At 53.3% G+C, this 25,951-nt stretch carries 24 protein-coding genes; 12 read left to right on the top strand and 12 right to left on the bottom strand.

Going from position 1 to position 25,951, the window contains the following annotated elements; genetic code table 11:
- Both sapF and AC2TE5_RS12645 read left to right on the top strand, forming a co-directional pair.
- Positions 1 to 807 carry a putrescine export ABC transporter ATP-binding protein SapF gene (gene sapF, locus AC2TE5_RS12640; RefSeq protein WP_023312051.1) on the top strand — a complete coding sequence of 269 codons (807 nt, stop codon included), beginning with the start codon at positions 1 to 3 and terminating at the stop codon, positions 805 to 807.
- Between the two features lie 149 nt (positions 808 to 956).
- On the top strand, positions 957 to 1,898 hold the full coding sequence (locus AC2TE5_RS12645) for an ATP-grasp fold amidoligase family protein (RefSeq protein WP_484611749.1): 942 nt from the start codon (positions 957 to 959) through the stop codon (positions 1,896 to 1,898).
- Here the strand turns inward: AC2TE5_RS12645 and AC2TE5_RS12650 are convergent.
- Positions 1,879 to 2,943: an ATP-binding protein gene (locus tag AC2TE5_RS12650; protein ID WP_484611750.1), complete on the bottom strand. Its 1,065-nt coding sequence runs from the start codon at positions 2,941 to 2,943 to the stop codon at positions 1,879 to 1,881. The genes AC2TE5_RS12645 and AC2TE5_RS12650 overlap by 20 nt on opposite strands.
- Complete coding sequence (locus AC2TE5_RS12655) at positions 2,940 to 3,644, bottom strand: response regulator (RefSeq protein WP_484611751.1); 705 nt, start codon at positions 3,642 to 3,644, stop codon at positions 2,940 to 2,942. The genes AC2TE5_RS12650 and AC2TE5_RS12655 overlap by 4 nt, the downstream gene beginning before the upstream one ends.
- 247 nt (positions 3,645 to 3,891) lie before the next feature.
- Between AC2TE5_RS12655 and crrC the strand changes: the two genes are divergently transcribed.
- The 6 genes from crrC (at position 3,892) to pdeR (ending at position 14,028) form a co-directional block, all read left to right on the top strand.
- Entirely contained in the window at positions 3,892 to 4,302 is a 411-nt protein-coding gene (crrC, locus tag AC2TE5_RS12660) for a colistin resistant protein CrrC (protein WP_080352820.1), read from the top strand.
- 94 nt (positions 4,303 to 4,396) lie between these two features.
- Positions 4,397 to 7,492, top strand: a complete 3,096-nt coding sequence (locus tag AC2TE5_RS12665; protein ID WP_484611752.1) for a multidrug efflux RND transporter permease subunit — start codon at positions 4,397 to 4,399, stop codon at positions 7,490 to 7,492.
- 270 nt (positions 7,493 to 7,762) lie between these two features.
- The gene (gene fabI / locus AC2TE5_RS12670; protein ID WP_003856831.1) at positions 7,763 to 8,551 is read left to right on the top strand and encodes an enoyl-ACP reductase FabI; all 789 of its coding nucleotides are present in this window, start codon (positions 7,763 to 7,765) and stop codon (positions 8,549 to 8,551) included.
- Positions 8,552 to 8,704: 153 nt separating this feature from the next.
- Complete coding sequence (locus AC2TE5_RS12675) at positions 8,705 to 9,691, top strand: CMD domain-containing protein (RefSeq protein WP_484611753.1); 987 nt, start codon at positions 8,705 to 8,707, stop codon at positions 9,689 to 9,691.
- Between the two features lie 88 nt (positions 9,692 to 9,779).
- Positions 9,780 to 11,714, top strand: a complete 1,935-nt coding sequence (locus AC2TE5_RS12680) for an exoribonuclease II (protein WP_484611754.1) — start codon at positions 9,780 to 9,782, stop codon at positions 11,712 to 11,714.
- Positions 11,715 to 12,036: 322 nt separating this feature from the next.
- On the top strand, positions 12,037 to 14,028 hold the full coding sequence (gene pdeR, locus AC2TE5_RS12685) for a cyclic di-GMP phosphodiesterase (RefSeq protein WP_484611755.1): 1,992 nt from the start codon (positions 12,037 to 12,039) through the stop codon (positions 14,026 to 14,028).
- Here pdeR and AC2TE5_RS12690 read toward each other — a convergent pair.
- On the bottom strand, positions 14,025 to 14,894 hold the full coding sequence (locus AC2TE5_RS12690) for a crotonase/enoyl-CoA hydratase family protein (RefSeq protein WP_023335940.1): 870 nt from the start codon (positions 14,892 to 14,894) through the stop codon (positions 14,025 to 14,027). The two genes, pdeR and AC2TE5_RS12690, sit on opposite strands and share 4 nt — an antisense overlap.
- 193 nt (positions 14,895 to 15,087) lie before the next feature.
- Between AC2TE5_RS12690 and AC2TE5_RS12695 the strand changes: the two genes are divergently transcribed.
- The 3 genes from AC2TE5_RS12695 to osmB all read left to right on the top strand — a co-directional run bounded on the left by AC2TE5_RS12695 (position 15,088) and on the right by osmB (position 16,548).
- The gene (locus AC2TE5_RS12695) at positions 15,088 to 15,270 is read left to right on the top strand and encodes a YciZ family protein (protein ID WP_024907126.1); all 183 of its coding nucleotides are present in this window, start codon (positions 15,088 to 15,090) and stop codon (positions 15,268 to 15,270) included.
- Positions 15,271 to 15,313: 43 nt separating this feature from the next.
- A complete protein-coding gene (gene yciT, locus AC2TE5_RS12700; protein WP_023312063.1) occupies positions 15,314 to 16,066 on the top strand; it encodes a DNA-binding transcriptional regulator YciT in 753 nt (250 codons plus the stop codon).
- Positions 16,067 to 16,329: 263 nt separating this feature from the next.
- Complete coding sequence (osmB, locus tag AC2TE5_RS12705; RefSeq protein WP_008501216.1) at positions 16,330 to 16,548, top strand: osmotically-inducible lipoprotein OsmB; 219 nt, start codon at positions 16,330 to 16,332, stop codon at positions 16,546 to 16,548.
- 105 nt (positions 16,549 to 16,653) lie between these two features.
- On the opposite strand, the gene yciH is transcribed toward osmB, so the two are convergent.
- The 5 genes from yciH to pgpB form a co-directional block, all read right to left on the bottom strand.
- Positions 16,654 to 16,980 carry a stress response translation initiation inhibitor YciH gene (yciH, locus tag AC2TE5_RS12710; RefSeq protein WP_063145056.1) on the bottom strand — a complete coding sequence of 109 codons (327 nt, stop codon included), beginning with the start codon at positions 16,978 to 16,980 and terminating at the stop codon, positions 16,654 to 16,656.
- Positions 16,980 to 17,717: an orotidine-5'-phosphate decarboxylase gene (pyrF, locus tag AC2TE5_RS12715; protein WP_484611756.1), complete on the bottom strand. Its 738-nt coding sequence runs from the start codon at positions 17,715 to 17,717 to the stop codon at positions 16,980 to 16,982. Before pyrF ends, yciH begins: the two co-directional genes overlap by 1 nt.
- 185 nt (positions 17,718 to 17,902) lie before the next feature.
- Positions 17,903 to 19,072, bottom strand: a complete 1,170-nt coding sequence (lapB, locus tag AC2TE5_RS12720) for a lipopolysaccharide assembly protein LapB (RefSeq protein ID WP_023312066.1) — start codon at positions 19,070 to 19,072, stop codon at positions 17,903 to 17,905.
- A gap of 6 nt (positions 19,073 to 19,078) precedes the next feature.
- Positions 19,079 to 19,387 (bottom strand): LapA family protein, encoded by a 309-nt coding sequence (locus tag AC2TE5_RS12725; protein ID WP_023312067.1) that lies wholly within the window; start codon positions 19,385 to 19,387, stop codon positions 19,079 to 19,081.
- 148 nt (positions 19,388 to 19,535) lie between these two features.
- Positions 19,536 to 20,303: a phosphatidylglycerophosphatase B gene (gene pgpB, locus AC2TE5_RS12730; protein ID WP_484611757.1), complete on the bottom strand. Its 768-nt coding sequence runs from the start codon at positions 20,301 to 20,303 to the stop codon at positions 19,536 to 19,538.
- 197 nt (positions 20,304 to 20,500) lie between these two features.
- On the opposite strand from pgpB, the gene ribA reads away from it, so the two are divergent.
- Entirely contained in the window at positions 20,501 to 21,091 is a 591-nt protein-coding gene (gene ribA / locus AC2TE5_RS12735) for a GTP cyclohydrolase II (RefSeq protein WP_213327739.1), read from the top strand.
- Positions 21,092 to 21,127: 36 nt separating this feature from the next.
- Here the strand turns inward: ribA and acnA are convergent, their stop codons facing one another.
- The 4 genes from acnA to cysB form a co-directional block, all read right to left on the bottom strand.
- A complete protein-coding gene (gene acnA / locus AC2TE5_RS12740; RefSeq protein WP_484611758.1) occupies positions 21,128 to 23,803 on the bottom strand; it encodes an aconitate hydratase AcnA in 2,676 nt (891 codons plus the stop codon).
- A gap of 161 nt (positions 23,804 to 23,964) precedes the next feature.
- Complete coding sequence (gene ymiC, locus AC2TE5_RS12745) at positions 23,965 to 24,063, bottom strand: small membrane protein YmiC (protein WP_032623144.1); 99 nt, start codon at positions 24,061 to 24,063, stop codon at positions 23,965 to 23,967.
- A 311-nt stretch (positions 24,064 to 24,374) separates the two neighbouring features.
- Positions 24,375 to 24,515: a YmiA family putative membrane protein gene (locus AC2TE5_RS12750; protein WP_213327741.1), complete on the bottom strand. Its 141-nt coding sequence runs from the start codon at positions 24,513 to 24,515 to the stop codon at positions 24,375 to 24,377.
- Between the two features lie 338 nt (positions 24,516 to 24,853).
- The gene (cysB, locus tag AC2TE5_RS12755; protein WP_024907120.1) at positions 24,854 to 25,828 is read right to left on the bottom strand and encodes an HTH-type transcriptional regulator CysB; all 975 of its coding nucleotides are present in this window, start codon (positions 25,826 to 25,828) and stop codon (positions 24,854 to 24,856) included.
- Positions 25,829 to 25,951: the final 123 nt, after the last annotated feature.

Genomic DNA, 25,951 nt, shown 5'->3' on the forward strand with positions numbered 1-25,951 from the left:
ATGGTTGAAACCTTACTGGAAGTTCGCAACCTGAGTAAGACCTTTCGCTACCGCACGGGGCTGTTTCATCGTCAAACTGTCGACGCGGTGAAGCCGCTGAGCTTTACGCTGCGTGAAAAACAGACCCTGGCGATCATCGGCGAGAACGGTTCCGGGAAATCCACCCTGGCGAAAATGCTCGCCGGCATGGTTGAACCGACTGCAGGCGAAGTGTTGATTGACGATCATCCTTTGACGTTCGGCGATTACTCTTTCCGCAGCCAGCGCATCCGTATGATCTTCCAGGATCCGTCTACCTCGCTTAATCCGCGCCAGCGCATTTCGCAGATCCTCGATTTTCCGCTGCGTCTGAACACCGACCTGGAGCCGGAGGCGCGCCGTAAGCGCGTATTTGAAACCCTGCGTATGGTTGGCCTGTTACCGGATCACGAAAGCTACTACCCGCATATGCTGGCCCCCGGCCAGAAACAGCGTCTGGGTCTGGCGCGTGCATTGATTTTGCGGCCAAAAGTGATCATTGCGGATGAAGCGCTTGCCTCGCTGGATATGTCGATGCGCTCACAGCTGATTAACCTGATGCTGGAATTGCAGGAAAAACAGGGGATCTCGTATATCTACGTCACCCAACATCTGGGAATGATGAAGCACATCAGCGATCAGGTGATGGTCATGCACCAGGGTGAAGTTGTCGAGCGCGGCAGCACGGCAGATGTGATGGCCTCCCCGCTTCATGAGCTGACGAAACGACTGATAGCCGGTCATTTCGGTGAAGCATTAACCGCCGATGCATGGCGCAAAGACCGTTAAACAAACGTTGCACGGTTCAATAAGGGTTAAATAGCTTTTACACGCTGTTTAATCCTTTAATTTTTTCTTCTCCACGCCTGCTCCATATTCTACGCAAAATAAATCAACAGTTCTTCTCCAGAATGTCCGGACATTACGGAGGAGAAGAAATGGACACCACCACTTACGTTCTAAAATATACCGAGTATCTCATCAGAAAATGCCGTTCATTTTTAATGACGGACCTGCACTTTCATACGGTCAGGCTTAAGAAAACATCCGGGAAAACCCCTGACATTCAATCACCCACGACGTTGAGTGAAAAAATATGTCATCGTCTGGTTTATGACCATAATAACCTCTACACGATGCTCGCCGATAAGCTCGCCGTTCGGGCATACGTTTCCTCCAGAACAAAGCGCGTGAAAACGGTGCCATTAATTGGTGTGTATTCCCGGCCGTCGCAGATTGATTTTTCAGTACTCCCTGATAAATTCGTCCTTAAGTGCAACCATGACAGCGGCAGCACAATAATATGTACAAATAAAGCGCAATTTAATGTCAGGGAAGCGTGTAAAAAGCTGAGCCTCGCGTTAAAGAAAAATTTGTACTACACCACGCGCGAATGGCAGTACAAAAACATTACACCGAGTATACTTTGCGAGCCGTTCGTCGATCTCTTCGATGATGCTGACAGGAACACTACGCCCGAAATGCTGAGGATCCATTGCTTTCACGGCGTTGCCCACTATGTTGAAGCGGATTTTACGGATGATAACGGCAACGGTTTTATCAACGTTTATGACAGGCACTGGAACTTACAACCCTTCCAGATGGAATATCCGAATACTTCAGCAGATCCTGACGAACCGGTCTTGTTCCGACAGGCATTGCTGGCGTCCCAGGAGCTGGCGGATGGAATTGACTACTGCCGCGTTGACCTGATGCTAAAGAAAGATGAAATCTATTTCAGTGAAATAACCTTAAGCCCGAGACGCGGTAAACTGACAATTACCCCGCAGGAATGGGATGCTAAGTTAGGAAAAATATGGCATTTATCGCCGGCAGGCGCATTTGACCTGCCGCTGAAACTCACGAGTCGGGCCAGGTGAGCTTAAATATCGAGTGGTTTTGCGTCGATAAGGTATAGGTAACATCGCCACCATGCGCCAGCATGATGGCTTTTACCACCGACAAGCCCAAACCACAGCCTTCCGGGTTCACACGTCTGGCGCCATTATCGCGCTGAAAGGGCTGAAATAAGAAATCATGAAACTCTCTGGGGATGCCCGGTCCCCCGTCCTGAATAAGGATATAATTGCCTTTATCAGAAACGCCATTTTTCACGATGAGTTTGCGCGAGGTTGAATAGTGTAAGGCATTGTCAAATAAAACGGTCAGACACTGATTGATGCGTAACGGATCGAATACGCATTGCTGCTCCCTCAGTTCTGTATTGACGGTAAATGCCTTACGGTTGAACTCGGGCATAAATGTATCGAGTGCATTCTGTATTGTCCCTTTTAGATCCGTGCGGGACTGGTACAGCGTGTATCCCGCCCCGCCATCCGAACTGACAACCCGGAGATCTTCAATCAGACGGGTTAACCCTTCCGTCTGTTTGAGAAGATTATTAAACAGCACCGGGTCCGGGGTAAAAACACCGTCAACCAACCCCTGAAGCCGTCCGCGTAAAATAGTGACCGGCGTTCTCAGCTCATGCGCAATAGCGGCATTCCAGGATTTTCTCTGAATATCCAGCGTCTGTAACTTTTCAGCCATTTCATTGAAATCCATCACAAGGTGATTGATCTCACCCAGCCGGGAACTGGCGCAAAATGCCCTGGCATCCAGATCGCCCTGAGAAATCCTTTTCAGGCTGGACGCTACCGCGTTTAGCGGGGTGAGTATTCGCGATGAAAGCTTGACCGTGAAAAAGAGGGCAATAATCATACTGATCGTAGTCGCGGTCCCAATCCATGCCCAGTCCCACATCGTCATCTGCTCGTCATCGCCCGCAGCAGGGCCGCCCGGGAGGTGATCCAGAATAAAGGAGTAAAAAAACCAGGAGCCCAGTATGGCGATAGCAATTATCGTAAACGTCAGCAACAGCATATACGTTAAGATCTGACGACTCAGGACAGACTCTCTGTTCATTTCTTTTCCCCAAGCCGGTAGCCCATGCCTCTGATGCTCTCGGGAACACCGTAAAGACCGGCAAGCTCCAGTTTTTTACGCAGCTTGCTCATATGGCTGTCGACCGTTCTGTCGAGCGCGTCACCTTCCGGCAGACACGCGTTGAGTAACTCTTCGCGGGAACAGACCTTTCGCGGATATCGCATCAGCCAGGTAAGTAATTTAAATTCGGTCGTCGTTAATACCGGGGAGATAACCTCTTCGCCCACGGTGACTTCCACGTAGAAGTCATCCGGATAGACCGTAATAAAGGGCGTTCTGAGCGGCAGGGAACCCGACTGCTGAAGCGCAGTTTTTGTCCTGCGCAGCACCGCCTCAACCCGTGCGACAACCTCAGAAGGGTTGAAGGGTTTGATCACGTAATCATCCGCTCCCAGCCTCAGCCCCATGAGCTTATCGACATCCTGATCGAGAGCGGAAACCATGATGACGGGGACAGAACTTTCCTGACGAAGCGTGGTAAGTACGCTCCAGCCGTCACATACGGGCAGGTGAATGTCCAGCAATATGAGATCCGGTTTATGGAGGCGATTGAGCGTTATGGCCTGTTCGCCCTGCCTGGCTCTGAGCGTTTTCATTCCCGAACGCTCTAAGTAGCTCATCAGTATATCGGCGATTTCGTCTTCATCTTCAACAATAAGAATCAGCGTATTTTTGTGCATTTTATCTCCGTGGGTGAAATCCCTTTGAGCACGCTATCAGATATCTTTAGCACAATAAGACACAGCCTCCGCGAAAAAGTGCCGTGGTCACGAAAATTTCCCGGGTAATTTAAATGCCCGGTTATTTCTCCACACAGCCTACACATTCAGTCAATAAAGACTCGACAATGTCCGCTCATAATCGCTATTGAGGCATAACCCTTTGTGCATTGCGCGTTGCAAATTACCACTGTTTCTTAAAGATTTTATGAAGTTGGCTGAAATAATGAACATGGAACTTTCAAAATATTTCTCTCCTAAAAAACTGGGTATATATTCCCTGTTTCTGCTGCTGTCGTGGGGATTACTTTATACCTGGCTGGTGCTGGTGCACAGAATGGATGAAAAAGTCGCCTCGACGCTGCTCTCTTCACCCATTATCTATGGCTGCATCGCATTGTCGGTGGTCTCTCTGATAATACAAAATAAAGCTGGCGCGTTGACTGAGCTGCTTGTCATCGCCTTCTGGCTAATAGTGATTTTTGTTTATCTCATTATTACGTTCACCGTGCTGTTAAACGCGATGCCCGATATCGAGGATCTGGTCTTTTACTACGAGTGTTATTTGATCATTTTTTTTGGCGGAGCACCGCTGTACCTCATTATGAGAATGATTTGAGCCGCTGCTCCACACGTCCTCCATAAACCGCCCATGTCCGCTAAACAGGCGCGCGGTAGAGTCTCTACCTCACTCTTTTGCACAAAATAACTCAATGCCTCATTTTTTTATCGAACGCCCCGTTTTCGCCTGGGTAGTGGCGCTTTTTATCGTTCTGGCGGGACTCCTGTCTATTCCCCGTTTACCGGTTGCGCAGTATCCGGCGGTGGCACCGCCGGGAATCATTATTTCCGTCAGTTACCCGGGGGCCAGCCCCGATATCATGAATACGTCGGTGGTGTCGTTAATCGAGCGCGAAATCTCTGGCGTAGATAATTTGCTCTACTTTGAATCATCCAGTGACACAACCGGTTCGGCATCGATTACCGTCACGTTTAAACCGGGCACGGACATCAAGCTGGCGCAGATGGACCTGCAGAATCAGATTAAGATCGTCGAGCCTCGTCTGCCTCAGGCGGTAAGACAAAACGGCATTAACGTCGAGGCCGCTAATTCTGGCTTTTTAATGATGGTGGGGCTGAAGTCCACGATGGGTCAATTTGAGGAAGCCGATTTAAGCGACTATTTTGCCAGAAACGTCAGTGACGAGCTTCGTCGCGTGCCCGGCGTAGGGAAAGTTCAGCTGTTTGGCGGCGAAAAAGCGCTGCGCATCTGGCTGGATCCCATGAAGCTCCATAGCTATGGGCTTTCGGTGAGCGATGTTCTTACCGCCGTTGGCCAGCAAAATGCCCTGGTTTCGCCCGGTAAAACGGGAGATGAGCCAGCATCTGAAGGACAAGCGGTAACGTATCCCATCACCGTAAAGGGACAACTCTCCTCGGTAGAGGCGTTCAGGAATATCACCCTGAAATCTGACGCATCCGGCGCCCGCCTGAAACTGTCCGACATTGCACGGATTGAATCTGGCCTGCAAAGCTACGCCTTTGGTATTCGCGAAAATGGCGTGCCCGCAACGGCGGCGGCAATTCAGCTTTCGCCAGGCGCCAACGCAATGAGTACGGCTTCAGGCGTGCGCGCGCGCATCGACGAGCTTTCCCGGGTGTTACCCGACGGAATGGCGTTTACGGTTCCCTTCGATACCGCGCCGTTTGTGAAACTGTCTATCGTGAAGGTTGTTCAGACATTTGTGGAAGCGATGATCCTCGTCTTCCTGGTTATGCTGCTGTTTTTGCACAAGATACGCTGTACGCTTATCCCGGCGATTGTTGCTCCCGTCGCACTTCTTGGCACCTTCACGGTGATGCTGTTGAGCGGATACTCCATCAATATTCTGACGATGTTCGGCATGGTGCTGGCGATAGGGATTATCGTTGATGATGCCATCGTGGTCGTAGAAAACGTTGAACGGCTGATGGAGGAAAAAAGCCTGTCCCCGCGTGACGCCACGCGGCAAGCCATGCAGGAAATCACCCCGGCGATTATAGGGATCACGCTGGTGCTAACCGCCGTCTTTATCCCCATGGGGTTTGCCGAAGGATCCGTCGGGATTATCTACCGACAATTTTGTATTTCCATGGCGGTCTCCATACTGCTGTCCGCGTTTCTTGCCCTGACGCTGACGCCCGCCCTGTGCGCAACGTTACTCAAGCCGCACAAGGCAGGAGAGAGCGGAAGTGGACGGTTCGCGACCGGGTTTAACGCGCGCTTCCGTTCGCTCACCGTCTGTTACGAAGCCGGGCTGGGAGCCGTTCTGAAGCGAACCGGACGTATGCTGCTCCTGTACGTTGCGCTTTGCGCTGCGCTGTTTTTGGGATTGTCTTCGCTACCGTCGTCCTTTCTGCCGGAGGAAGATCAGGGCTACTTTATGTCCTCAATCCAGCTGCCTTCTGATGCCACGATGCAGCGCACCCTCAACGTGGTAAAAAAATTTGAAGAGGAAATTGCGGCCCGGCCGGATATTGAAAGCAACATTATGATTCTGGGGTTTGGGTTTTCAGGTTCAGGGCCGAATTCGGCTATGGCCTTCACCACGCTGAAGGACTGGAAAAACCGGCAGGGCTCGACGGCCCAGGATGAAGCCGACCATATACAGGCCAGCATGGCGAACGTCACTGATGCCGTCACGATGAGCCTGCTCCCGCCGGCCATTTCGGATATGGGCACTTCCTCGGGCTTCACCTGGTACGTGCAGGACAGCGCGGGACTGGGCTACGAGGCGTTAAAGCGCGCTGCCGACGCGCTGGTCCTGCAAGCCAATGAACGTCCTGAACTGAGTGACGTGTATATAGACGGTCTTCCGGAAGGAACAAGCCTCGCGCTCCAGGTGGACAGAGAAAAGGCGGAAGCGATGGGCGTCTCATTTGATGAAATCAACCAGACGCTCTCCGTCACCCTGGGCTCAAATTACGTCAATGACTATACGAATAGCGGCCGCGTTCAGCAGGTGATCATTCAGGCCGATGCGCCCTACCGAATGCAGCCTGAGCAGATACTGACGTTATCTGTGAAAAACCGGATGGGTCAGATGGTACCGGTATCGACGTTTGCCACGCTTTCCTGGAACGTTGCGCCACAGCAGTTGACGCGTTACCAGGGATATTCTGCTATTCGCATTACCGGAAATGCGGCCTCGGGAGAGTCCAGCGGCACCGCAATGAAGGTTATGGAGAGTTTGTCCAGAGATTTACCTCAGGGCATGGCGGGCGAGTGGGCCGGGAGTTCATTGCAGGAGAGAAAATCGGAGTCTCAGCTTCCGGGCCTTATCGTCCTGTCGATACTTGTCGTATTTATGGTTCTCGCCGCGCTGTATGAGAGCTGGTCTATTCCTTTTGCGGTCATGCTGGTCGTTCCGCTGGGTCTTATCGGCGCGGTGATCGCGGTGTCTGTTGCCGGCATGACGAATGACGTTTTCTTCAAGGTCGGCCTGATTACGCTTATCGGCCTGTCGGCCAAGAACGCCATTTTGATTGTTGAATTTGCCAGGCAGCTCCATCGCCAGGGGCAGCCCCTGCTGGCGGCAACCGTTCATGCCGCCAGCCAGCGCCTGCGCCCCATTCTGATGACATCGTTAGCCTTCACCTTAGGGGTTGTTCCCTTGATGCTGGCCAGCGGTGCGAGCGACAGTACGCAGCATGCCATCGGTACCGGCGTATTTGGCGGCATGATTAGCGGTACGCTTCTCGCGATCTTCTTCGTACCGGTTTTCTTTATCGTCATTGCGCGTTTCGTCGACAACATCAGGAAAGCGTGAAACCCCTGGTGGAATCGCGCTCCTTCTCTGGTTGGATGAGGCGAAGCTGTTGCCGGGTGATATACTGGACGAATGCTGAAATTTTGAGCCCCCGCGAGTCCGCGGTGCATTCTTCGGGGCAGGCGTCTTCGGAGAAGTGCGAGAAATATCGTGACACAAGGGGCTGTGAGTGGGCTATAATTTCGAGCTAATTTCGAATGATTTTGAAATACTGCCTGTAACGCTATGAATTACAAGGCAAAATAAGCAATGAATATAAGGATTAAAGCTATGGGTTTTCTTTCCGGTAAGCGCATTCTGGTAACTGGCGTTGCCAGCAAACTGTCCATCGCATACGGCATCGCACAGGCAATGCATCGCGAAGGCGCTGAGCTGGCGTTCACCTACCAGAACGACAAGCTGAAAGGCCGTGTTGAAGAGTTTGCCGCGCAGCTGGGTTCCAGCATTGTTCTGGAATGTGACGTTGCACAAGACGAAAGCATCGACGGCATGTTTGCTGAACTGGCAAAAGCATGGCCGAAATTCGACGGTTTCGTTCACTCCATTGGCTTCGCTCCTGGCGACCAGCTGGACGGCGACTACGTGAACGCGGTTACCCGTGATGGCTTCAAAATCGCTCACGACATCAGCTCCTACAGCTTCGTGGCGATGGCGAAATCCTGCCGCGCGATGCTGAACCCGGGCGCAGCCCTGCTGACCCTGTCCTACCTGGGCGCTGAACGTGCTATCCCTAACTACAACGTTATGGGTCTGGCTAAAGCGTCTCTGGAAGCAAACGTACGCTACATGGCGAACGCAATGGGTCCTGAAGGCGTGCGCGTTAACGCCATCTCTGCAGGTCCTATCCGCACCCTGGCCGCTTCCGGTATTAAAGATTTCCGTAAAATGCTGGCACACTGCGAAGCGGTTACCCCGATTCGTCGTACCGTTACCATTGAAGATGTGGGTAACTCTGCAGCATTCCTGTGCTCTGACCTTTCCGCTGGTATCTCCGGCGAAGTGGTTCACGTTGACGGCGGCTTCAACATCGCTGCAATGAACGAGCTGGAAATTAAATAAGCTGTGGCTCTCTTCCCGCCCGGGAAGAGAGTTTTCCCCCCGCGCCACCCCTTCGTTATTCCGTTCTGCTATTTGTTATCACCTAACAATATTTTTCCCTTTATCTGCCTTACGCCAGGATATTGATCGCCATTTTGAGATCAAGGAACGCACATGGAACAACGCCGTTTTTCCGGCAAAGGCCACTGGTATCACGAAACCCAGTCGAACCACGCGCAGACGGATGTTCTGCCTCTGGTGCCCGAAGCCGCTAACGTCGACGATCGTTTTTTGCTCGATTTAGCCTTGCCTGATGAGATTGTCGCCGCCTGTTCTGGCTGGTTTACCCCTGCCAGAGACTTATGCCACCAGCTGTTTCCGCTCTCGATTCCCGTGAACCGCCTGCATACGCTCAGCGCCTACGATCGACTCAGTACCGCGTTAACGGTCGCACAGGCCTGTGGCGTTCAGCGGCTCTGTAACCATTACGCCGCCCTCCTCGCCCCGCTTCCAGGCCCGGACTCCTCCCGCGAAAGTAACCGACGTCTGGCGCAAATTACGCAGTATGCTCGCCAGCTCGCCAGCTCCCCTGATGTCATTGATGATAAAGCGCAGAACCAGCTTGATGAGGTGGGCCTGTCAACGTATGACATCGTGGTGATAAACCAGATTATCGGGTTTATCGGATTTCAGGCGCGCGTCGTCGCGATTTTTCAGGCGCTGTTGGGACAGCCTGTTCGCTGGCTGCCAGGCCATCATATTCAGCCGCACACGCTGCCTACGCGCCACGCCGCGTGGGTGCCGCTTTTGCCCGTCGTCGAGCTGCGCTATGCGAGTGCGCATCAGCTTGAGTCGCTGTCTCGCTGGCAGGCAGAACCCGCGCTGGAGGCGCTGACGCCGGTCCTTTGCCACGAGCCGTCGCTGCTCGACCTGACCGGAGAGATCCTGGTAAACACCCGCGAAGAGATCCCGCTGACGTCCCCCGCACTTTCGGCTGCTGTTGAACTGCTGACACGCTCTCCGGACCGCTTCAGCGCCGCGCAGTTTACCCCTCTCACGGATCAAGGACTCTCCGGCGAACATGCCATCACGCTGCTTACCCAGAGTGCGTTTGACGGCTGGCTCAATCGTCTGAAAGTCGCGTTTGGTAAAGAGGAATAACCATACTAATTACCCAAAGACCGCTTGCTGAGACAGTGAGAATCGCGTAAAACTGTCAGCCGCTCAATGGCTACGAAAATAGAACATTATGTTTCAGGACAACCCGCTGCTAGCGCAGCTTAAACAGCAACTGCATTCCCAGACGCCGCGTGCAGAAGGGGTCGTAAAAGCCACGGAAAAGGGCTTTGGCTTCCTTGAGGTTGACGCGCAGAAAAGCTACTTCATTCCGCCACCGCAGATGAAGAAAGTGATGCATGGCGATCGCGTCATGGCCGTCATTCATACCGAGAAGGACCGAGAGTCTGCCGAGCCGGAAGAACTGATCGAGCCGTTCCTGACCCGTTTTGTGGGTAAGGTGCAGGGAAAAAACGATCGTCTTTCTATCGTGCCGGATCATCCCCTGCTGAAAGATGCCATTCCCTGCCGCGCCGCCCGTGGCGTTGAGCATGATTTTAAAGAGGGTGACTGGGCCGTAGCAGAAATGCGCCGTCATCCTCTGAAAGGCGATCGCGGTTTTTATGCTGAGTTGACCCAGTTCATCACCTTTGGCGCCGACCATTTCGTACCATGGTGGGTCACGCTGGCACGCCATAATCTTGAAAAAGAAGCGCCGAACGGCGTAGCGACTGAGATGCAGGACGAAGGTCTGACGCGCCGCGATCTCACCGCGCTGGAGTTTGTCACCATCGACAGCGCCAGCACAGAAGATATGGATGACGCGCTGTACGCTGAAGAGAGCGCCGATGGCAAACTGCATCTGACCGTGGCCATTGCCGATCCAACCGCCTGGATTGCCGAAGGCAGCAAGCTGGATGACGCGGCGAAAATCCGTGCCTTCACCAACTACCTGCCGGGCTTCAACATTCCGATGCTGCCGCGCGAATTGTCAGACGACCTCTGCTCGCTGCGTCCAAATGAAGTGCGTCCGGTGCTTGCCTGCCGCATGATCATCGCCGCAGATGGCGCGATTGAAGACGATATCGAGTTCTTTGCCGCCACTATCGAATCGAAAGCCAAGCTGGCCTACGATAACGTCTCCGACTGGCTTGAAAATACCGGTAGCTGGAAACCTGAATCCGACGCCATTGCCGCGCAAATCCGTCTGCTGCATCGCATCTGCCTGAACCGCGGCGAGTGGCGTAAAACCCACGCGCTGGTGTTCAAAGACCGCCCGGACTATCGCTTTGTGCTGGGCGAGAAAGGCGAAGTGCTGGACATCGTGGCCGAACCGCGACGCATTGCGAACCGCATCGTTGAAGAGGCGATGATTTCCGCCAACATCTGTGCCGCACGCGTGCTCCGCGACAAGCTGGGCTTTGGCATTTACAACGTTCACACCGGGTTTGATCCGGCGAATACCGAAGCGCTGGCGGCCCTGCTGAAGAATCACGATGTGCACGTCGATCCGGAAGAAGTGCTGACGCTGCCGGGCTTCTGCAAGCTTCGCCGCGAACTGGACGCGCAGCCGTCGGGCTTCCTGGACAGCCGCATTCGCCGCTTCCAGTCATTCGCGGAAATCAGTACCGAGCCGGGCCCGCACTTTGGTCTTGGTCTCGAAGCTTACGCCACCTGGACATCGCCAATCCGTAAGTATGGCGATATGGTTAACCACCGTCTGCTGAAAGCGATTATCAAAGGTGAAACCATTGCCCGTCCGCAGGAGGACACCACGCTGCAGATGGCCGATCGCCGCCGTCTGAACCGCATGGCAGAACGTGACGTTGGAGACTGGCTGTACGCACGCTTCCTGCAGGATAAAGCCGGTACGGATACCCGTTTCGCCGCAGAGATCATTGATATCAGCCGCGGGGGCATGCGCGTCCGCCTGGTCGATAACGGTGCTGTCGCGTTTATTCCTGCGCCGTTCCTGCACGCGGTTCGTGACGAAATGGTCTGTAGCCAGGAAAACGGTACCGTGCAAATTAAAGGTGAAACAGTTTACAAAGTCACCGACGTGATTGACGTCACTATCGCCGAAGTTCGCATGGAAACCCGCAGTATTATCGCGCGTCCTGTCGCCTGATAACCGGTTCAATTGTCGGCCCTTTCCTTTCCGGAAGGGCCGACAATTTTTCTTTTTATCCCCGCCACAAAATCATTATTTTTCCTTACTATTTTCAGCATCCCTTCGCCCAAACCCGCCATAATTATCTACAGTAAAAGAGTGTTGTTATATTCGGTTACGTGAATTTTTATACGCTCAGTATCCTTTTTAACCTGTCTCGTTTTATTATAAGAAAACAGGGAAAAACAATAAGTTCACTTCGGTTTTGCCGCTGTTTCTCAACGGAAAAGTCGACAGCAAATGAATAATTTGTGCGCTAATGAAAGCTGCGGGAGAAAACATGATGGACGATCTGGAGCAGAATTTGCTGTTTCGCTACATGGGAACTCACAGCCCGTGGTGGCGCTTGTCAGCCGACAGCAACGCTCTGCACCTTTCCACCAGCGAAAATGCCGATGTCACTCAGGTCGTGGCGCTGGACGATGAACAGGCCGATCTCATCCGTCATTTAACCGTTATTACCTCAAGCATTTCAATGTCGCTCTCCCTGTACGGGGAAGAGGTTCCGGTTCATCTTGTGGGCCGTAAAATTACCCGTAACGAGTGGGCCGGAACCGCTTCCGCCTGGAACGATACGCCCTCCGTGGCGCGCGATCTGGCTCAGGGACTCTCATTCGCGGAACAGGTTGTCTCAGAGGCCAACTCCGTCATTGTTATTCTCGATCGGCACGGCAATATCCAGCGTTTTAACCGGCTTAGCGAAGAGTACACCGGCCTGAAAGAGCAGGAAGTCATTGGCCAGAACGTGTTTAAACTGTTTATGAGCCGCAGCGAAGCGGCCGCTTCAAAGCGCAATATCACCGGTTTTTTTCGCAACGGCAGCTCCTACGAAGTCGAACGCTGGATCAAAACGCGTAAAGGGCAGCGACTGTTTCTGTTCAGAAACAAATTCGTGCACAGCGGCAGCGGTAAAAATGAAATTTTCCTTATCTGTTCCGGGACCGATATTACCGAGGAGCGCCGCGCTCAGGAGCGGCTGCGCGTGCTGGCCAATACCGATACCATCACCGGCCTGCCAAACCGCAATGCGATCCACGACCTGATTTCTGACGCCATCGATAACCGCGGCGACACGCAGGTGGGCGTGGTGTATCTCGATCTGGATAATTTTAAAAAGGTCAACGACGCTTACGGTCATATGTTTGGCGATCAGCTGTTACAGGCCGTCGCCCTCGCCATTTTAAGCTGTCTGGACGAGGAGCAGGTGCTGGCGCGACTTGGCGGTGATGAGTTTATCGTCATGGCCACCAATACCTCGCAGGGCTCTCTGGAGGCGATGGCATCGCGCATTTTAACCCGTCTACGACAGCCGTTCCGAATCGGGCTGATTGAGATTTATACCGGCTGCTCCCTGGGTATCGCCCTCGCCCCGCAGCATGGGAACGACCGGGAAAACGTCATTCGTAACGCCGATACCGCCATGTACACCGCCAAAGAGAACGGTCGGGGCAAGTTCTGCGTCTTCTCCCCCGAGATGAACCAGCGCGTATTTGAGTATCTCTGGCTGGATACCAACCTGCGTAAGGCCCTGGATAACGATCAGCTTCTGATCCACTATCAGCCGAAAATAACCTGGCGCGGGGAAGTCAGAAGCCTCGAAGCGCTGGTCCGCTGGCAATCGCCAGAGCGCGGTTTGATTCCGCCGCTGGAGTTTATCTCTTATGCCGAGGAGTCGGGGTTGATTGTGCCCCTGGGCCGCTGGGTGATGCTCGACGTGGTTCGCCAGGTGGCGAAATGGCGCGATAAGGGAATAAACCTGCGCGTGGCGGTGAACGTCTCTGCGCGCCAGCTGGCCGACCAGACCATCTTCAGTGACTTAAAGCAGGCGCTGAAGGATCTGAATTTTGAATACTGCCCTGTCGACGTCGAATTAACCGAAAGCTGCCTTATTGAGAACGAAGAGCTGGCGCTGTCCGTGATCCAGCAGTTCAGCCGACTCGGGGCGCAAATTCATCTGGATGATTTTGGCACCGGCTACTCTTCCCTTTCTCAACTGGCCCGCTTTCCCATCGACGCCATTAAACTCGATCAATCTTTTGTCAGGGATATTCATAAGCAGTCCATCTCCCAGTCTCTGGTGCGCGCTATCGTCGCGGTGGCGCAGGCGTTAAATCTGCAGGTGATTGCCGAAGGTGTGGAAAGTGCAAAAGAAGACGCCTTTCTCACCAAGAACGGCGTCAACGAACGGCAGGGTTTTCTATTTGCTAAGCCGATGCCCGCTGCCGCATTCGAGCGATGGCTAAAACGATATCAAGCGCGAAATCAACGTTAACTGGCTTTACGCAAGCCCGCCGCATGATGGCGGTTTTGCAGCGTGACCAGACGCTCCATGTAGGCGATATCTTTCGGCTCCAGGCAGAAAGCGGCATCTACCCAGTCTTCCGTGATGTCCATCAGTTCACTGCGGGGCAATTGCAGAACGCGCGTACGGGCGCGCAGCATCGCCCTTACGCCATTCAGTTTTGGCCGCAGCGTATCGATGAAGGTTCGGGTGGAGACATAGCTTTGTCCGGGCTCAAACAGGACATCCACCAGCCCGTGCTGTTCGTACCATTCAGCCGTATGGGATTCCCCTTTGTAGATGAGTTCCTCCGCCAGTTTCATGCCTGAACGGCGTGCAACCAGGGAATATCCCCCCATACCCGGAAACAGGTTGAAGGCAATCTCCGGGAAACCCAGACGGGCATCGCGCTGAGCCAGGACGAAATGGTGCGCCAGAGCGGCCTCAAACCCGCCTCCTAACGCACTGCCTTCGACCATCGCCAGAGAGATGGCCCCCGTATCAAACCCCCGTGAGGCCGCATGGACGCAATCAACGCAGGCGCGAGCGTACGCCCGTAACGCTTCCCGACGTCCGTTCTGAATGCACTCAACGAAGAACTGTAAATCACCGCCCACATTGTACATTTCAGGAACCAGCGAACCGGTTACCCAAAAATCAACCGCAAAACCAGACTGGCGTACCAGCCATGAAAAGTTCATGATCTCCTCAATTAACGCATGGTTAAAGCAAGGGCGTGGCTGAGCCCGCAGCATCATCCAGACCGTGTGTCGCTCCGCCTCGTAATACCCTGACAGCTGCGTGAACCGTTCAGTATCGGTAAACAGTGTGCAGGTAGGCTGATTGATAACTGTCATAGTCTAATTCCTCTTATAAAAAAGCGCCTTGCGCGCAGTTTTAGACTAATCCACTCAATAAGCCCGCTGCATGAGGGGGAATAAATTTATCACTTACGTTTATGTAATTTAGTTATTGCATTTTTTCCCTTCTCTTTTGATCCTAATTTCTGCATCATTGAAAATATTAACTTTTCGCGCCTGGGGTGAGATTATGTCGACTATTGACGCACAAGCTGTAGCACAACGAATTGATACCGTGCTGGATATCCTGGTGGCGGGCGATTATCACTCTGCTATCCGTAATCTCGAGATCCTGAAGTCTGAACTTCTTGCTCAGAATGGTGCTGACAATGCGCCTGAAAACAGACAGCCAAAAGCGCCGTGGGAAGTTTAATCCCACCGTTTCCGACCTCGTTTCGCTTTATTAAATGGATGCTATGAATTCCCGACAACAACTCATTTTGCAGATGGTCATCGATCAGGGACGCGTAAGCGTAGTCGATCTCGCTAAAACCACCGGCGTGTCTGAAGTCACAATCCGTCAGGATCTTAATCTGCTGGAAAAACAGAGCTACCTGCGTCGCGCGCACGGATATGCTGTCCCGCTGGACAGCGATGACGTTGAGACGCGCATGATGAATAACTACGCGCTCAAACGTGAACTGGCGGAGTTTGCCGCGTCCCTGGTGAACAACGGCGAGACCGTCTTTATTGAAAACGGCAGCAGTAATGCCCTTCTGGCGCGCACGCTTGCCGATCAAAAGGACGTTACTATCATCACCGTCAGCAGCTATATCGCGCATTTGCTCAAAGAGACGCGCTGCGAGGTGATTCTGCTCGGCGGTATTTACCAGAAAAAAAGTGAAAGCATGGTAGGCCCGCTGACCCGTCAGTATGTCCAGCAGGTTCATTTCAGCAAGGCCTTCATCGGAATTGACGGCTGGCAGCCGGAGACGGGTTTTACCGGCCGGGATATGATGCGCTCTGACGTCGTGAATGCCGTGCTGGAAAAAGAGTGTGAAGCCATTGTGCTCACCGACAGTTCTAAATTTGGCGCCGTTCACCCTTATACGATGGGCCCCGTTTCACGCTTTAGCCGCGTGATTACCGACGAAAGATTGAGCGACGCGCACCGTAATAAGCTGGAAGATGACGGACTGATCGTCAATATTATTAAAACGACCGCCTGAGTCCCCTCCGCGCCCGAATTTCGGGCGCACACGCCCTTCTTTCTCTGAGATGATTCCTGGTACTTCTTTAAGAGTTTTTACCTGTTTAACCTGCATTAAAGTCGTAAAATTAATGTTAGCGATATAACAGGAAGTGACTATCACCTGCGTGATTACGTAACGCCTGCGCGACCAGCTTTCACGGAGAACAGAATTAAGTATTCGATTCGTCTATACTTAACGTGTACATCTTTCCGTGAATCGATAATTCAGGAGAAAGTATTATGACCTTAACCAGCAAAAAATTAGCCGCCGCTGTTCTGGCAATCACTGTAGCAATGTCCCTGAGCGCGTGCTCTAACTGGTCTAAACGTGACCGTAACACCGCTATTGGTGCCGGTGCCGGTGCTCTCGGTGGTGCAGTATTAACGGATGGTAGTACGCTGGGTACATTAGGTGGCGCTGCTGTCGGTGGTATTATCGGTCACCAGGTTGGCAAATAATTATTATCTAAGCCTTCCCCGGTATTGCGATATTTGAACGCATTTCAGGTCTGACATACGCACGTATATAACACGAGCCACGGCATTTGCCGTGGCTCATTTATTTTAGCCGCCTGCCAGTTTGACTTTCATCCCTTTGGCTTCCAGCAGAGATTTTATTAAATCGCGCTTATCACCCTGGATTTCAATAATGCCGTCTTTCACGGCACCGCCGCAGCCACATTTCTTTTTCAACTCGGCCGCCAGCTTTGTCAGTTCAGCATCATCCAGGTCAATGCCGGAGATAAGGCAAACCCCTTTTCCTTTTCGCCCGCTGGTCTGGCGCTGGATCCGAACGATGCCGTCTCCCTTAGGACGTTCCACTTTCGCTTTCGGTTCGTCTATACGCCCGCTATCGGTTGAATAGACCAGACGGCTGTTGGAATCGGTCATTACGCCCCCTTTTTCAGCGATGCGTTGATAGCCTTAAGCGTCTCAGCCGGATTCGCAGACTGCGTCACCGGACGCCCGATGACCATGTAGTCAACGCCAGCAGCCAGCGCCTGCTCAGGCGTCATAATGCGGCGCTGATCGCCCACGTCGCTGCCTGCAGGGCGGATCCCCGGCGTGACCAGTTTAAAATCTTTCCCTAGCTCTGACTTAAAGCGTACCGCTTCCTGCGCGGAGCAAACAACGCCATCCAGGCCGCAATGCTGCGTCAGACGCGCGAGACGTTCGGCATGCTCGGCGGGTGACAACGTCACGCCCAGGTCGCGTAAATCGTTTTCGTCCATACTGGTCAGCACGGTGACCGCAATCAGCAGCGGCGCATCTTTACCGAACGGCAGGAGCGCCTCACGGGCGGCCGTCATCATTCTGGCCCCACCCGATGCATGGACGTTGACCATCCATACGCCCAGCTCTGCGGCTGCGGCAACGGCGTGCGCCGTGGTATTCGGGATATCGTGGAATTTGAGATCGAGGAAAACGTCAAAGCCGCGCTGCTGCAGATCGCGAACGATTTGCGGTCCAAACAGCGTGAACATCTCTTTGCCAACTTTCAGACGGCAGTCGCGAGGGTCAATGCCGTCGACAAACGCCAGTGCGGCGTCACGCTTATTGTAATCAAGCGCAACAACAACAGGAGAATCCGTAATTACGCGGGAAGTGGAGGATGTAACAGACGTCATGACCAGCCCTTTTCGTCTATGGGCGCGCAGCGGCGCGGAACAGATAAACGGCCAGCATTCTACCTGCCGACGCCGCAAATTGACAGGATCCATTTACGCGCCTGCCAGGCCAGCAAACTGCACGATGTACGGCATGTGGTAAAAGCTATCAGTATGTTGTAACTAAAATGAAGTGTTTTAAAAAATTACTGCCCGTCCAGGCCACGAATTGGCTTGATGGTGGACCAGGCGCGGCAGGAAGGACAGTGCCAGTAGAGCGTATACGCGGTAAAACCACACTTCTGGCAGCGATAGCGCGGCTTGCTGCGCACCTGCTCGCCAACCATGTCGCGCAGCACCATCAGGCTCTCTTTGGCGCGCCCTTCTTCAGCATCGTTCAGGTGGTAGTCCATCAGCTTATGGAACACCCGCATGGTCGGATGACGCTGCAGCTGACGCGTAATATAAACCTGCGCGGTGTCGCTTCCCTCATACTGCTCAACAACGTCTGAGAGCATCAGCTCAGCGGTGGCACCGGTATTTTCTTCCACGCAACGACGCAGGAATGCTACCCACTCTTCCTGCTTGTCGAGCTGTTGATAGCAGGTTTGCAGCATTTCCAGCGTTTCACTGACCAGCTCTTTGTCCTGGTCGATTACCCGCAGCAGGCTTTCAACGGCTTTGGCGTAGTCGCCACTCGCCATAAAGACGCGCCCCATCATGATGGAGATTCGCGCGCTGTTGCGGTCCGCGGCGGCGCCTTTCTTCAGCAGCGCCATGGCTTTATCCATGTCGTCGTTGCCCATCTGCTGAAGCGCAAGCTCACAGTAGAAATGGGCTATCTCAACGCGCTGCTTATCTTTACCCAGCTTCACCAGACGTTCGGCGGTATCAATGGCTTTCTGCCAGTCGCTGGTGGCCTGATAAATCTGCAGGAGCTGCTGCAGCGCGCCGATGCGGAAATCTGTTTCGTCCACCAGCTGCGCGAACATATCTTCTGCGCGATCGTACAACCCTGCGGCCATGTAATCCCGCCCCAGCTGTTGCACCGCAAGGAGACGTTGATCGTAGGTCAGCGAGGCGCTTTCCATCAGGGTCTGGTGAATACGAATGGCGCGATCGACCTCGCCGCGCGAGCGGAACAGGTTACCCAGGGTGAGATGCGCTTCAACCGTCCCCGTATCCTCTTTCAGCATATCGAGGAACAGGTCTACCGCTTTGTCCTGCTGATTGCTCAGAAGGAAGTTCACCCCCGCAACGTAGTCGCGGGAGAGACGGTTGGCCTCATCCTGTTTTGTTTGTTGCGCACTTCTGCGGCCCATATACCAGCCATAGGCTGCGGCTACAGGCAAAAGCAGAAACAACAACTCCAGCATAGTCGATTATTCCTTCACGACCGGCACACCAGAGCTTTCCGGGATGTCAGACGCAGGGGCAATGTTATTTTCGAGTCGCTTAATTTTACGTTCAGCGCGCGCAAGAGAAACACGGACTTTCAACCAGAACAGACCGCAAACCAGCCAGCCAATGGCAAAGCCGGCAGCAAATAAGACCGCCAGCAGGCTGGAGACGCGATACTCACCCTGAGCCAGCAGATAGTTAAACGTCACCTGCTGATCGTTTTGTGCACCCAACGTGACTGAAATGACAAAAATCGCCAATACCAGTAAGAAAATGAGTAAATATTTCACATTACTTCCCGTTATGTGGTTCAAGCGAATAAAGTGTGTTCAACTCACCGCAATCAGCCTTATAAACTACCATTTTAGCGACGAGCGCGAAACGGAAAAAGTGACGCGCAGGTCATGGATCTATGGGCAAAATACGGAATATCAACCGTCAGGCGTCCGTTTGGTCCCTTTCGGCTATTTCTTCTTTCTCTTCCGGCGGTGGCGTTAGCGGGCCGCAGAATCGTTCAGCAAGCCAGGTGGCCAGCGTCACCAGCAGCCATGAGATCAGCGTGGCGACCACCAGATCCCGCGGCCAGTGCATCCCCAGCAGCAAGCGGCTACCCATTACCCCTGTCGCCCAAACCAGTAACACCGCGATGGTGATCGTGCGACGCCTCGGCCAAAGCAGCCCGCCCCCCAGCAGCGCCCAGCTGGCCGCAAACATGGTATGACCGGAAGGAAACGCAAACCCGGTCTCTTTCTGCCAGTGTTTACGCAGGAATTTTGGTATATCTTCCTGTTCCGCAAGCTGTTCTTTCACCAGCGCGCCGCGATCTTTACGCTTTAAAGTGTAGAACTCATCCACCGGAACATGGTGTGCTTTTTCCAGCCAGACGACAAAAGGACGCGGCTCCTGAACGCGATCTTTAACCCAGGATTTCACGCCCTGGCCAATAACGATTGCCCCACCGAGGATAGCAAAGAGCATCAGCGCCGCACGCAGTCGAAAGCGCAGGCACCACAGAAACCAGCCGCAGAGGATGACGTGGGTAATAATGCCCCAGGGCTGGGTGACCGTTTCCGTAACCCAGTACAATGTTTTAAGCCACGTAGCATTCTGCCCGGGCTGCCACATCCAGCCTGAAAGCCATACGGCCAGGGGCATAATCAGTAAAATGGCCGCACCTGCTGCCGTACGTCTGGCGATTGAAAGCATGTCTTCTCCTTTTTCGCTAAGCGTCACAATCATAACTGAAATTAATCCTCCGGGTGGAGATGTCGGATCGTGCGTTTAACGTTCATATAGCATGGTGCCGATTAGGCGAACCTGCTGAGCTTGTGGCAAAATGAACTGATACAGAAAGCAAAACAGGGCAAAGGCACGAAACGTGTCAGCCTACTCTGGAGAATCACATGCAGCTTAAACGTGTGGCAGAAGCCAAACTGCCAACCCCATGGGGCGATTTCCTGATGGTGGGTTTTGAAGAACTGGCAACCGGACAAGATCATGTCGCGCTGGTGTATGGCGACATTTCAGGGCAGACGCCGGTGCTCTCCCGCGTCCATTCAGAGTGTCTTACCGGCGACGCGCTGTTCAGCCTGCGCTGTGATTGTGGTTTCCAGCTGGAAGCCGCCCTGTCTCATATTGCAGAAGAAGGACGCGGTGCGCTGCTTTATCACCGTCAGGAAGGCCGTAATATTGGTCTGCTGAATAAAATCCGCGCCTACGCGCTTCAGGACCAGGGCTACGATACGGTTGAAGCAAACCATCAGCTCGGCTTTGCCGCTGACGAACGCGACTTCACCCTGTGCGCCGATATGTTCAAGCTGCTGGGCGTGGACGAAGTTCGTCTGCTGACCAATAACCCGAAAAAAGTGGAGATCCTGACCGAAGCGGGGATCAACATCGTCGAGCGCGTACCGCTGATTGTCGGCCGTAACCCGAAAAATGCCCACTACCTGGATACCAAAGCCGCCAAGATGGGCCATCTGCTGAAAGAGTGATGCTAAAAGCCCGGCACGCGTGCCGGGCTTGTTTCATCAGTCCAGCATCTTACGAATCACATAGTGTAAAATGCCGTCGTTCTGGTAATAGGTCAGCTCGGTTGCCGTATCAATACGACACCGGCAGTCCAGCACCTCGGTTTTCCCGTCTGCCCGCGTTAACTTCACCGGCACCGTTTTACCCGGCTGCAGGTTTTGCAGACCGCTAATCTCAATCTGCTCTTCCCCGGTCAGCCCCAGCGTTTTACGCGTCACGCCCTGCGGGAACTCAAGCGGCAGGATCCCCATACCGATCAGATTCGAGCGGTGAATACGTTCGAACGATTCGGCGATAACCACGCGAACGCCAAGCAGACGCGGACCTTTCGCAGCCCAGTCGCGGCTGGAGCCGGAACCATACTCTTTCCCGGCGATCACCGCCAGCGGCGTACCTGCCTGTTGATATTTGACCGCCGCATCATAAATCGAAACGACTTCCGTTCCCGGCAGATGGCGCGTCATGCCCCCTTCTACGCCCGGCACCATTTCGTTACGAATGCGGATGTTGGCAAAGGTCCCGCGCATCATGACTTCATGATTGCCGCGACGCGATCCGTAGGAGTTAAAATCACGACGTTCGACGCCCCGGCTTTGCAGATAACGACCCGCCGGGCTATCGGCTTTGATACTCCCCGCCGGAGAGATGTGGTCAGTTGTAACAGAATCCCCCAGCATCGCCAGTATGCGCGCGCCGTGAATATCCTTAAGCGGTGCCGGCTCGGCCAGCATCTCATCAAAGAACGGCGACAGACGAATATAGGTCGAGTCATCCTGCCAGTCATAGGTATCTGAGCCAATAACGTTAATGGTTTTCCATTCCGGCGTGCCTTCAAAGACCTCCGCATACTCTTTGCGGAACATATCGGTTGAGACCTTTTCAACGGCCAGCGCGATTTCACGCGAAGATGGCCAGATATCTTTCAGGTAGACAGGGTCATTCTTGCGATCGTGGCCAATCGGGTCGGTCACCAGGTTGATATTCATGTTCCCTGCCAGGGCATAAGCGACCACCAGCGGCGGCGAGGCCAGCCAGTTGGTTTTCACCAGCGGGTGAATACGCCCTTCAAAGTTACGGTTGCCGGACAGGACCGCGCCTACCGTCAGGTCGCCCTGCTTGATCGCCGTTTCAATAGGTTCAGGCAGCGGGCCGGAGTTACCAATACAGGTTGTACAGCCGTAGCCCACGAGGTTAAAGCCCAGTTCGTCAAGGTACGGCGTCAGTTTGGCCTGCGCCAGGTAATCCGACACCACTTTGGAACCCGGCGCCAGCGAGGCTTTGACCCAGGGCTGAGGTTTTAGCCCAAGCTCTACCGCCTTTTTCGCCAACAGACCGGCCGCCATTAATACGCTGGGGTTCGAGGTGTTGGTGCAGGAGGTAATAGCGGCAATAACCACCGCGCCATCCGGGAGCTGATACTGATGTCCGTTCAGAACATAATCGACCGGACGATGGTCTTTCTGCGCCACGTTCACTTCCAGCGCATTGCTGGCGGCAAAGGCTTTTGGCACGTCACTCAGCGAAACCCTATCCTGCGGACGTTTCGGCCCGGCGAGGCTCGCCTCGACGCTCCCCATATCGAGTTCAAGCGTGCTGGTGAAGACCGGTTCATCGCCCGGGTTTCGCCACATGCCCTGCGCTTTGGTATAGGCCTCCACCAGCGCGACCTGCTCTTCGCTGCGCCCGCTAAGGCGCATGTATTCCAGCGTGACTTCATCGATGGGGAAAAAGCCGCAGGTTGCGCCATACTCCGGCGCCATATTGGCAATGGTGGCGCGGTCGGCCAGCGGTAGCGAATCCAGTCCGTCTCCGTAGAATTCGACAAACTTGCCTACCACACCATGCTTACGCAGCATCTGGGTGACGGTGAGCACCAGATCGGTGGCGGTAATGCCTTCAGACAGCCTGCCGGTGAGCTTGAAGCCCACCACGTCAGGGACAAGCATGGACACCGGCTGGCCGAGCATGGCCGCTTCCGCTTCGATACCCCCGACGCCCCAGCCGAGCACGCCCAGGCCGTTGATCATGGTGGTATGGGAGTCCGTGCCCACTAGAGTGTCCGGATAGGCGACCCACTCTTTATCCTGTAATTCACTCCAGACGGCTTTACCCAGATATTCAAGGTTAACCTGGTGGCAAATACCGGTACCCGGCGGGACTACGCTAAACCGGCTGAACGCCTGCTGCCCCCACTTCAGGAACACGTAGCGCTCGTGGTTGCGCTCCATCTCCAGACGCACGTTCTCGCCAAAGGCGTCGTCATCACCAAAGCGGTCAACGGTTACGGAGTGGTCAATGACGAGGTCAACGGGGGAAAGCGGATTCACTTTTGCCGTATCTCCGCCGAGACGCTTAACGGCCTCGCGCATCGCGGCTAAATCAACGACGGCAGGGACGCCGGTAAAGTCCTGCATCAGCACCCTTGCCGGGCGATAGGCGATTTCTCTGTCGGCATGGGCTTTTTCAAGCCACCCTGCCAGCGCCTGGATATCATCGAGGGTGACGGAGTCACCGTCCTGCCAGCGCAATAGATTTTCCAGTAAAACTTTCAATGACTTGGGTAAACGCGAAATGTCCCCAAGCGTTCTGGCAGCCAGCGGCAGGCTGTAGTAATGCCAGGTTTTGTTTTCTGCCTGTAATGTGTCCTTACTGGCTTCGCGTAGGGTTAACGACATAAGCTCCTCCTTAATCACAGAGATGCCCCGACAATCATCAGGGCCGTAATTAAAGATAACACAAAGATGTCGTAACGTTTTGATAACAACCCAAATTGATAAATTTAGGATTGGTCCAGAATGGGAAAACAAAAAACCCCGCCGCAGCGAGGTTTTACAATTTAGTGGAGGGCCAACCAGATGAGCTGACTCCAGAACAGAATCGACACGGTAAAAACGCCGATCCATGACCAGTATTTGTGAGACGTCATGTTATTCATCATAGGGACACCAGGCATTATTTATAAAAAGTTCCGAGGTAAGTCCTCAGTGCTATATTGCTGATGTGTATTTATTAAAGAGTACAAAAGTGCAGAGTCGATATTCAGACTATTTGCATCATTACGCAATTAACTAAATTATTGTTTTTTGGGTTCGTCTTCTGCGAACACATCAATAAACGCTTGCTGCTGCGGCGTCAGTTTCCAGGACGCGGGTACAACAGTCGCAGGTGCTTTACGCCCTCTGTGGCCGTTGTCACGATGTTGACACATCTGTTTTACCGTTTCTGTACGTACCGTCACTGCCATATTTAACCCCAATATTTCCAGGCCAGGAGAGCAACCACCACCCAAAACAGGGTAGAGACGAGAAAGACCGCCAGCCAGGCTTTACGCTTGAGCGCAGGATCCCTTTGCGGTTCTTCACTTCCTGAAGGCATTGCTAACCTCATACAATCGATATCGCTTATCATTTAGGACCAAACAATTGGTACAATTAATCATCTGTTGAGATAAATCCTAAAGAAACTTTAGCCGAAAAGCCAGTGAATTTACGCACCGGGAGGTATGAAATATTCAATCTTTTGACCAGAAATAAATAATTGAAAAGAAAAATTTGCGAAGGCGTAAATTAGTTTCTACTTTTGTCGCCAATTCACGACATTATAACCTTACAGGTTAAATGGATAATGACATTATATGACAGGGAGTGCGTAGATGATGATAATTCTAATTTAGCTTTGAGGCGTTATTTCGGTATCTTTCCGTAAGGGAAAGATACCGGGTGTGATTATTTTTCGGGGAGTTTGATGTCTTTAAACATCTCTTCAATATCTTCATTTGAGCGTAATGCAACGGCGGTATCAACCACATCACGCGTTAAATGAGGGGCAAAGCGCTGAATAAAATCATACATATAGCTGCGCAGGAAGGTGCTGCGACGGAATCCAATCTTGGTGGTGCTATGACTGAAAACATCGTGCGCATCAAGACGCACCAGGTCAGGGTCCGACACCGGATCCACCGCCATGCTGGCAATGACGCCCACCCCCAGACCAAGCCGCACATAGGTCTTAATCACGTCGGCATCCGTCGCGGTAAAGACAATGCGCGGCGTTAGCCCTGCCCGGTTAAAGGCCGTATCAAGCTCGGACCGTCCGGTAAAGCCAAACGTATACGTCACCAACGGATATTGCGCCAGCTCTTCGATAGAGACCGACCCTTTACCCGCCAGGGGGTGATCCGGAGTCACCACGATAGAACGGTTCCAGTGATAGCATGGAAGCATGACCAGATCGTCATACAGGTGAAGCGCTTCGGTGGCGATGGCAAAGTCTGCATTACCCTTGGAAACGGCTTCAGCAATTTGCGTTGGCGAGCCCTGGTGCATATGCAAAGAGACGCGGGGATAACGCTCGATAAAGCCTTTGATAACACCGGGAAGCGCATAGCGCGCCTGGGTATGCGTCGTGGCAATATACAGCGAACCTTTATCCGGCCAGGTGTGTTCCCCTGCCACTGACTTAATCGCATCGACTTTGGAGAGGACTTCCCGCGCAATGCGGATGATTTCCTGCCCCGCAGGCGTCACCTGAGTGAGATGCTTACCGCTGCGGGCAAATATCTGGATACCTAACTCATCCTCCAGCATACGAACTTGTTTGCTGATGCCCGGTTGCGAGGTATATAACCCCTCGGCAGTTGAAGAGACGTTAAGGTTATGATTCACCACCTCAACGATATAACGAAGCTGCTGTAATTTCATGCCAGACCATCCGATTTAGCGCATGCGGTCAATCGATTAAGACGATTTAATAATAAGAAACAGGTTAACTATAACCACTATATCATTTATAGCCTGACTGTATAGTACGGAACAAAAAATAAT

Source organism: Enterobacter sp. N5-15, assembly GCF_057221635.1.

What these genes read in the sequence shown, in the direction of transcription:
- sapF (WP_023312051.1), top strand. Translation starts at nt 1, where the DNA reads ATGGTTGAAACCTTACTGGAAGTTCGCAACCTGAGTAAGACCTTTCGC.
- AC2TE5_RS12645 (WP_484611749.1), top strand. Translation starts at nt 957, where the DNA reads ATGGACACCACCACTTACGTTCTAAAATATACCGAGTATCTCATCAGA.
- AC2TE5_RS12650 (WP_484611750.1), bottom strand. Translation starts at nt 2,943, where the DNA reads ATGAACAGAGAGTCTGTCCTGAGTCGTCAGATCTTAACGTATATGCTG.
- AC2TE5_RS12655 (WP_484611751.1), bottom strand. Translation starts at nt 3,644, where the DNA reads ATGCACAAAAATACGCTGATTCTTATTGTTGAAGATGAAGACGAAATC.
- crrC (WP_080352820.1), top strand. Translation starts at nt 3,892, where the DNA reads ATGAAGTTGGCTGAAATAATGAACATGGAACTTTCAAAATATTTCTCT.
- AC2TE5_RS12665 (WP_484611752.1), top strand. Translation starts at nt 4,397, where the DNA reads ATGCCTCATTTTTTTATCGAACGCCCCGTTTTCGCCTGGGTAGTGGCG.
- fabI (WP_003856831.1), top strand. Translation starts at nt 7,763, where the DNA reads ATGGGTTTTCTTTCCGGTAAGCGCATTCTGGTAACTGGCGTTGCCAGC.
- AC2TE5_RS12675 (WP_484611753.1), top strand. Translation starts at nt 8,705, where the DNA reads ATGGAACAACGCCGTTTTTCCGGCAAAGGCCACTGGTATCACGAAACC.
- AC2TE5_RS12680 (WP_484611754.1), top strand. Translation starts at nt 9,780, where the DNA reads ATGTTTCAGGACAACCCGCTGCTAGCGCAGCTTAAACAGCAACTGCAT.
- pdeR (WP_484611755.1), top strand. Translation starts at nt 12,037, where the DNA reads ATGATGGACGATCTGGAGCAGAATTTGCTGTTTCGCTACATGGGAACT.
- AC2TE5_RS12690 (WP_023335940.1), bottom strand. Translation starts at nt 14,894, where the DNA reads ATGACAGTTATCAATCAGCCTACCTGCACACTGTTTACCGATACTGAA.
- AC2TE5_RS12695 (WP_024907126.1), top strand. Translation starts at nt 15,088, where the DNA reads ATGTCGACTATTGACGCACAAGCTGTAGCACAACGAATTGATACCGTG.
- yciT (WP_023312063.1), top strand. Translation starts at nt 15,314, where the DNA reads ATGAATTCCCGACAACAACTCATTTTGCAGATGGTCATCGATCAGGGA.
- osmB (WP_008501216.1), top strand. Translation starts at nt 16,330, where the DNA reads ATGACCTTAACCAGCAAAAAATTAGCCGCCGCTGTTCTGGCAATCACT.
- yciH (WP_063145056.1), bottom strand. Translation starts at nt 16,980, where the DNA reads ATGACCGATTCCAACAGCCGTCTGGTCTATTCAACCGATAGCGGGCGT.
- pyrF (WP_484611756.1), bottom strand. Translation starts at nt 17,717, where the DNA reads ATGACGTCTGTTACATCCTCCACTTCCCGCGTAATTACGGATTCTCCT.
- lapB (WP_023312066.1), bottom strand. Translation starts at nt 19,072, where the DNA reads ATGCTGGAGTTGTTGTTTCTGCTTTTGCCTGTAGCCGCAGCCTATGGC.
- pgpB (WP_484611757.1), bottom strand. Translation starts at nt 20,303, where the DNA reads ATGCTTTCAATCGCCAGACGTACGGCAGCAGGTGCGGCCATTTTACTG.
- ribA (WP_213327739.1), top strand. Translation starts at nt 20,501, where the DNA reads ATGCAGCTTAAACGTGTGGCAGAAGCCAAACTGCCAACCCCATGGGGC.
- acnA (WP_484611758.1), bottom strand. Translation starts at nt 23,803, where the DNA reads ATGTCGTTAACCCTACGCGAAGCCAGTAAGGACACATTACAGGCAGAA.
- ymiC (WP_032623144.1), bottom strand. Translation starts at nt 24,063, where the DNA reads ATGAATAACATGACGTCTCACAAATACTGGTCATGGATCGGCGTTTTT.
- AC2TE5_RS12750 (WP_213327741.1), bottom strand. Translation starts at nt 24,515, where the DNA reads ATGAGGTTAGCAATGCCTTCAGGAAGTGAAGAACCGCAAAGGGATCCT.
- cysB (WP_024907120.1), bottom strand. Translation starts at nt 25,828, where the DNA reads ATGAAATTACAGCAGCTTCGTTATATCGTTGAGGTGGTGAATCATAAC.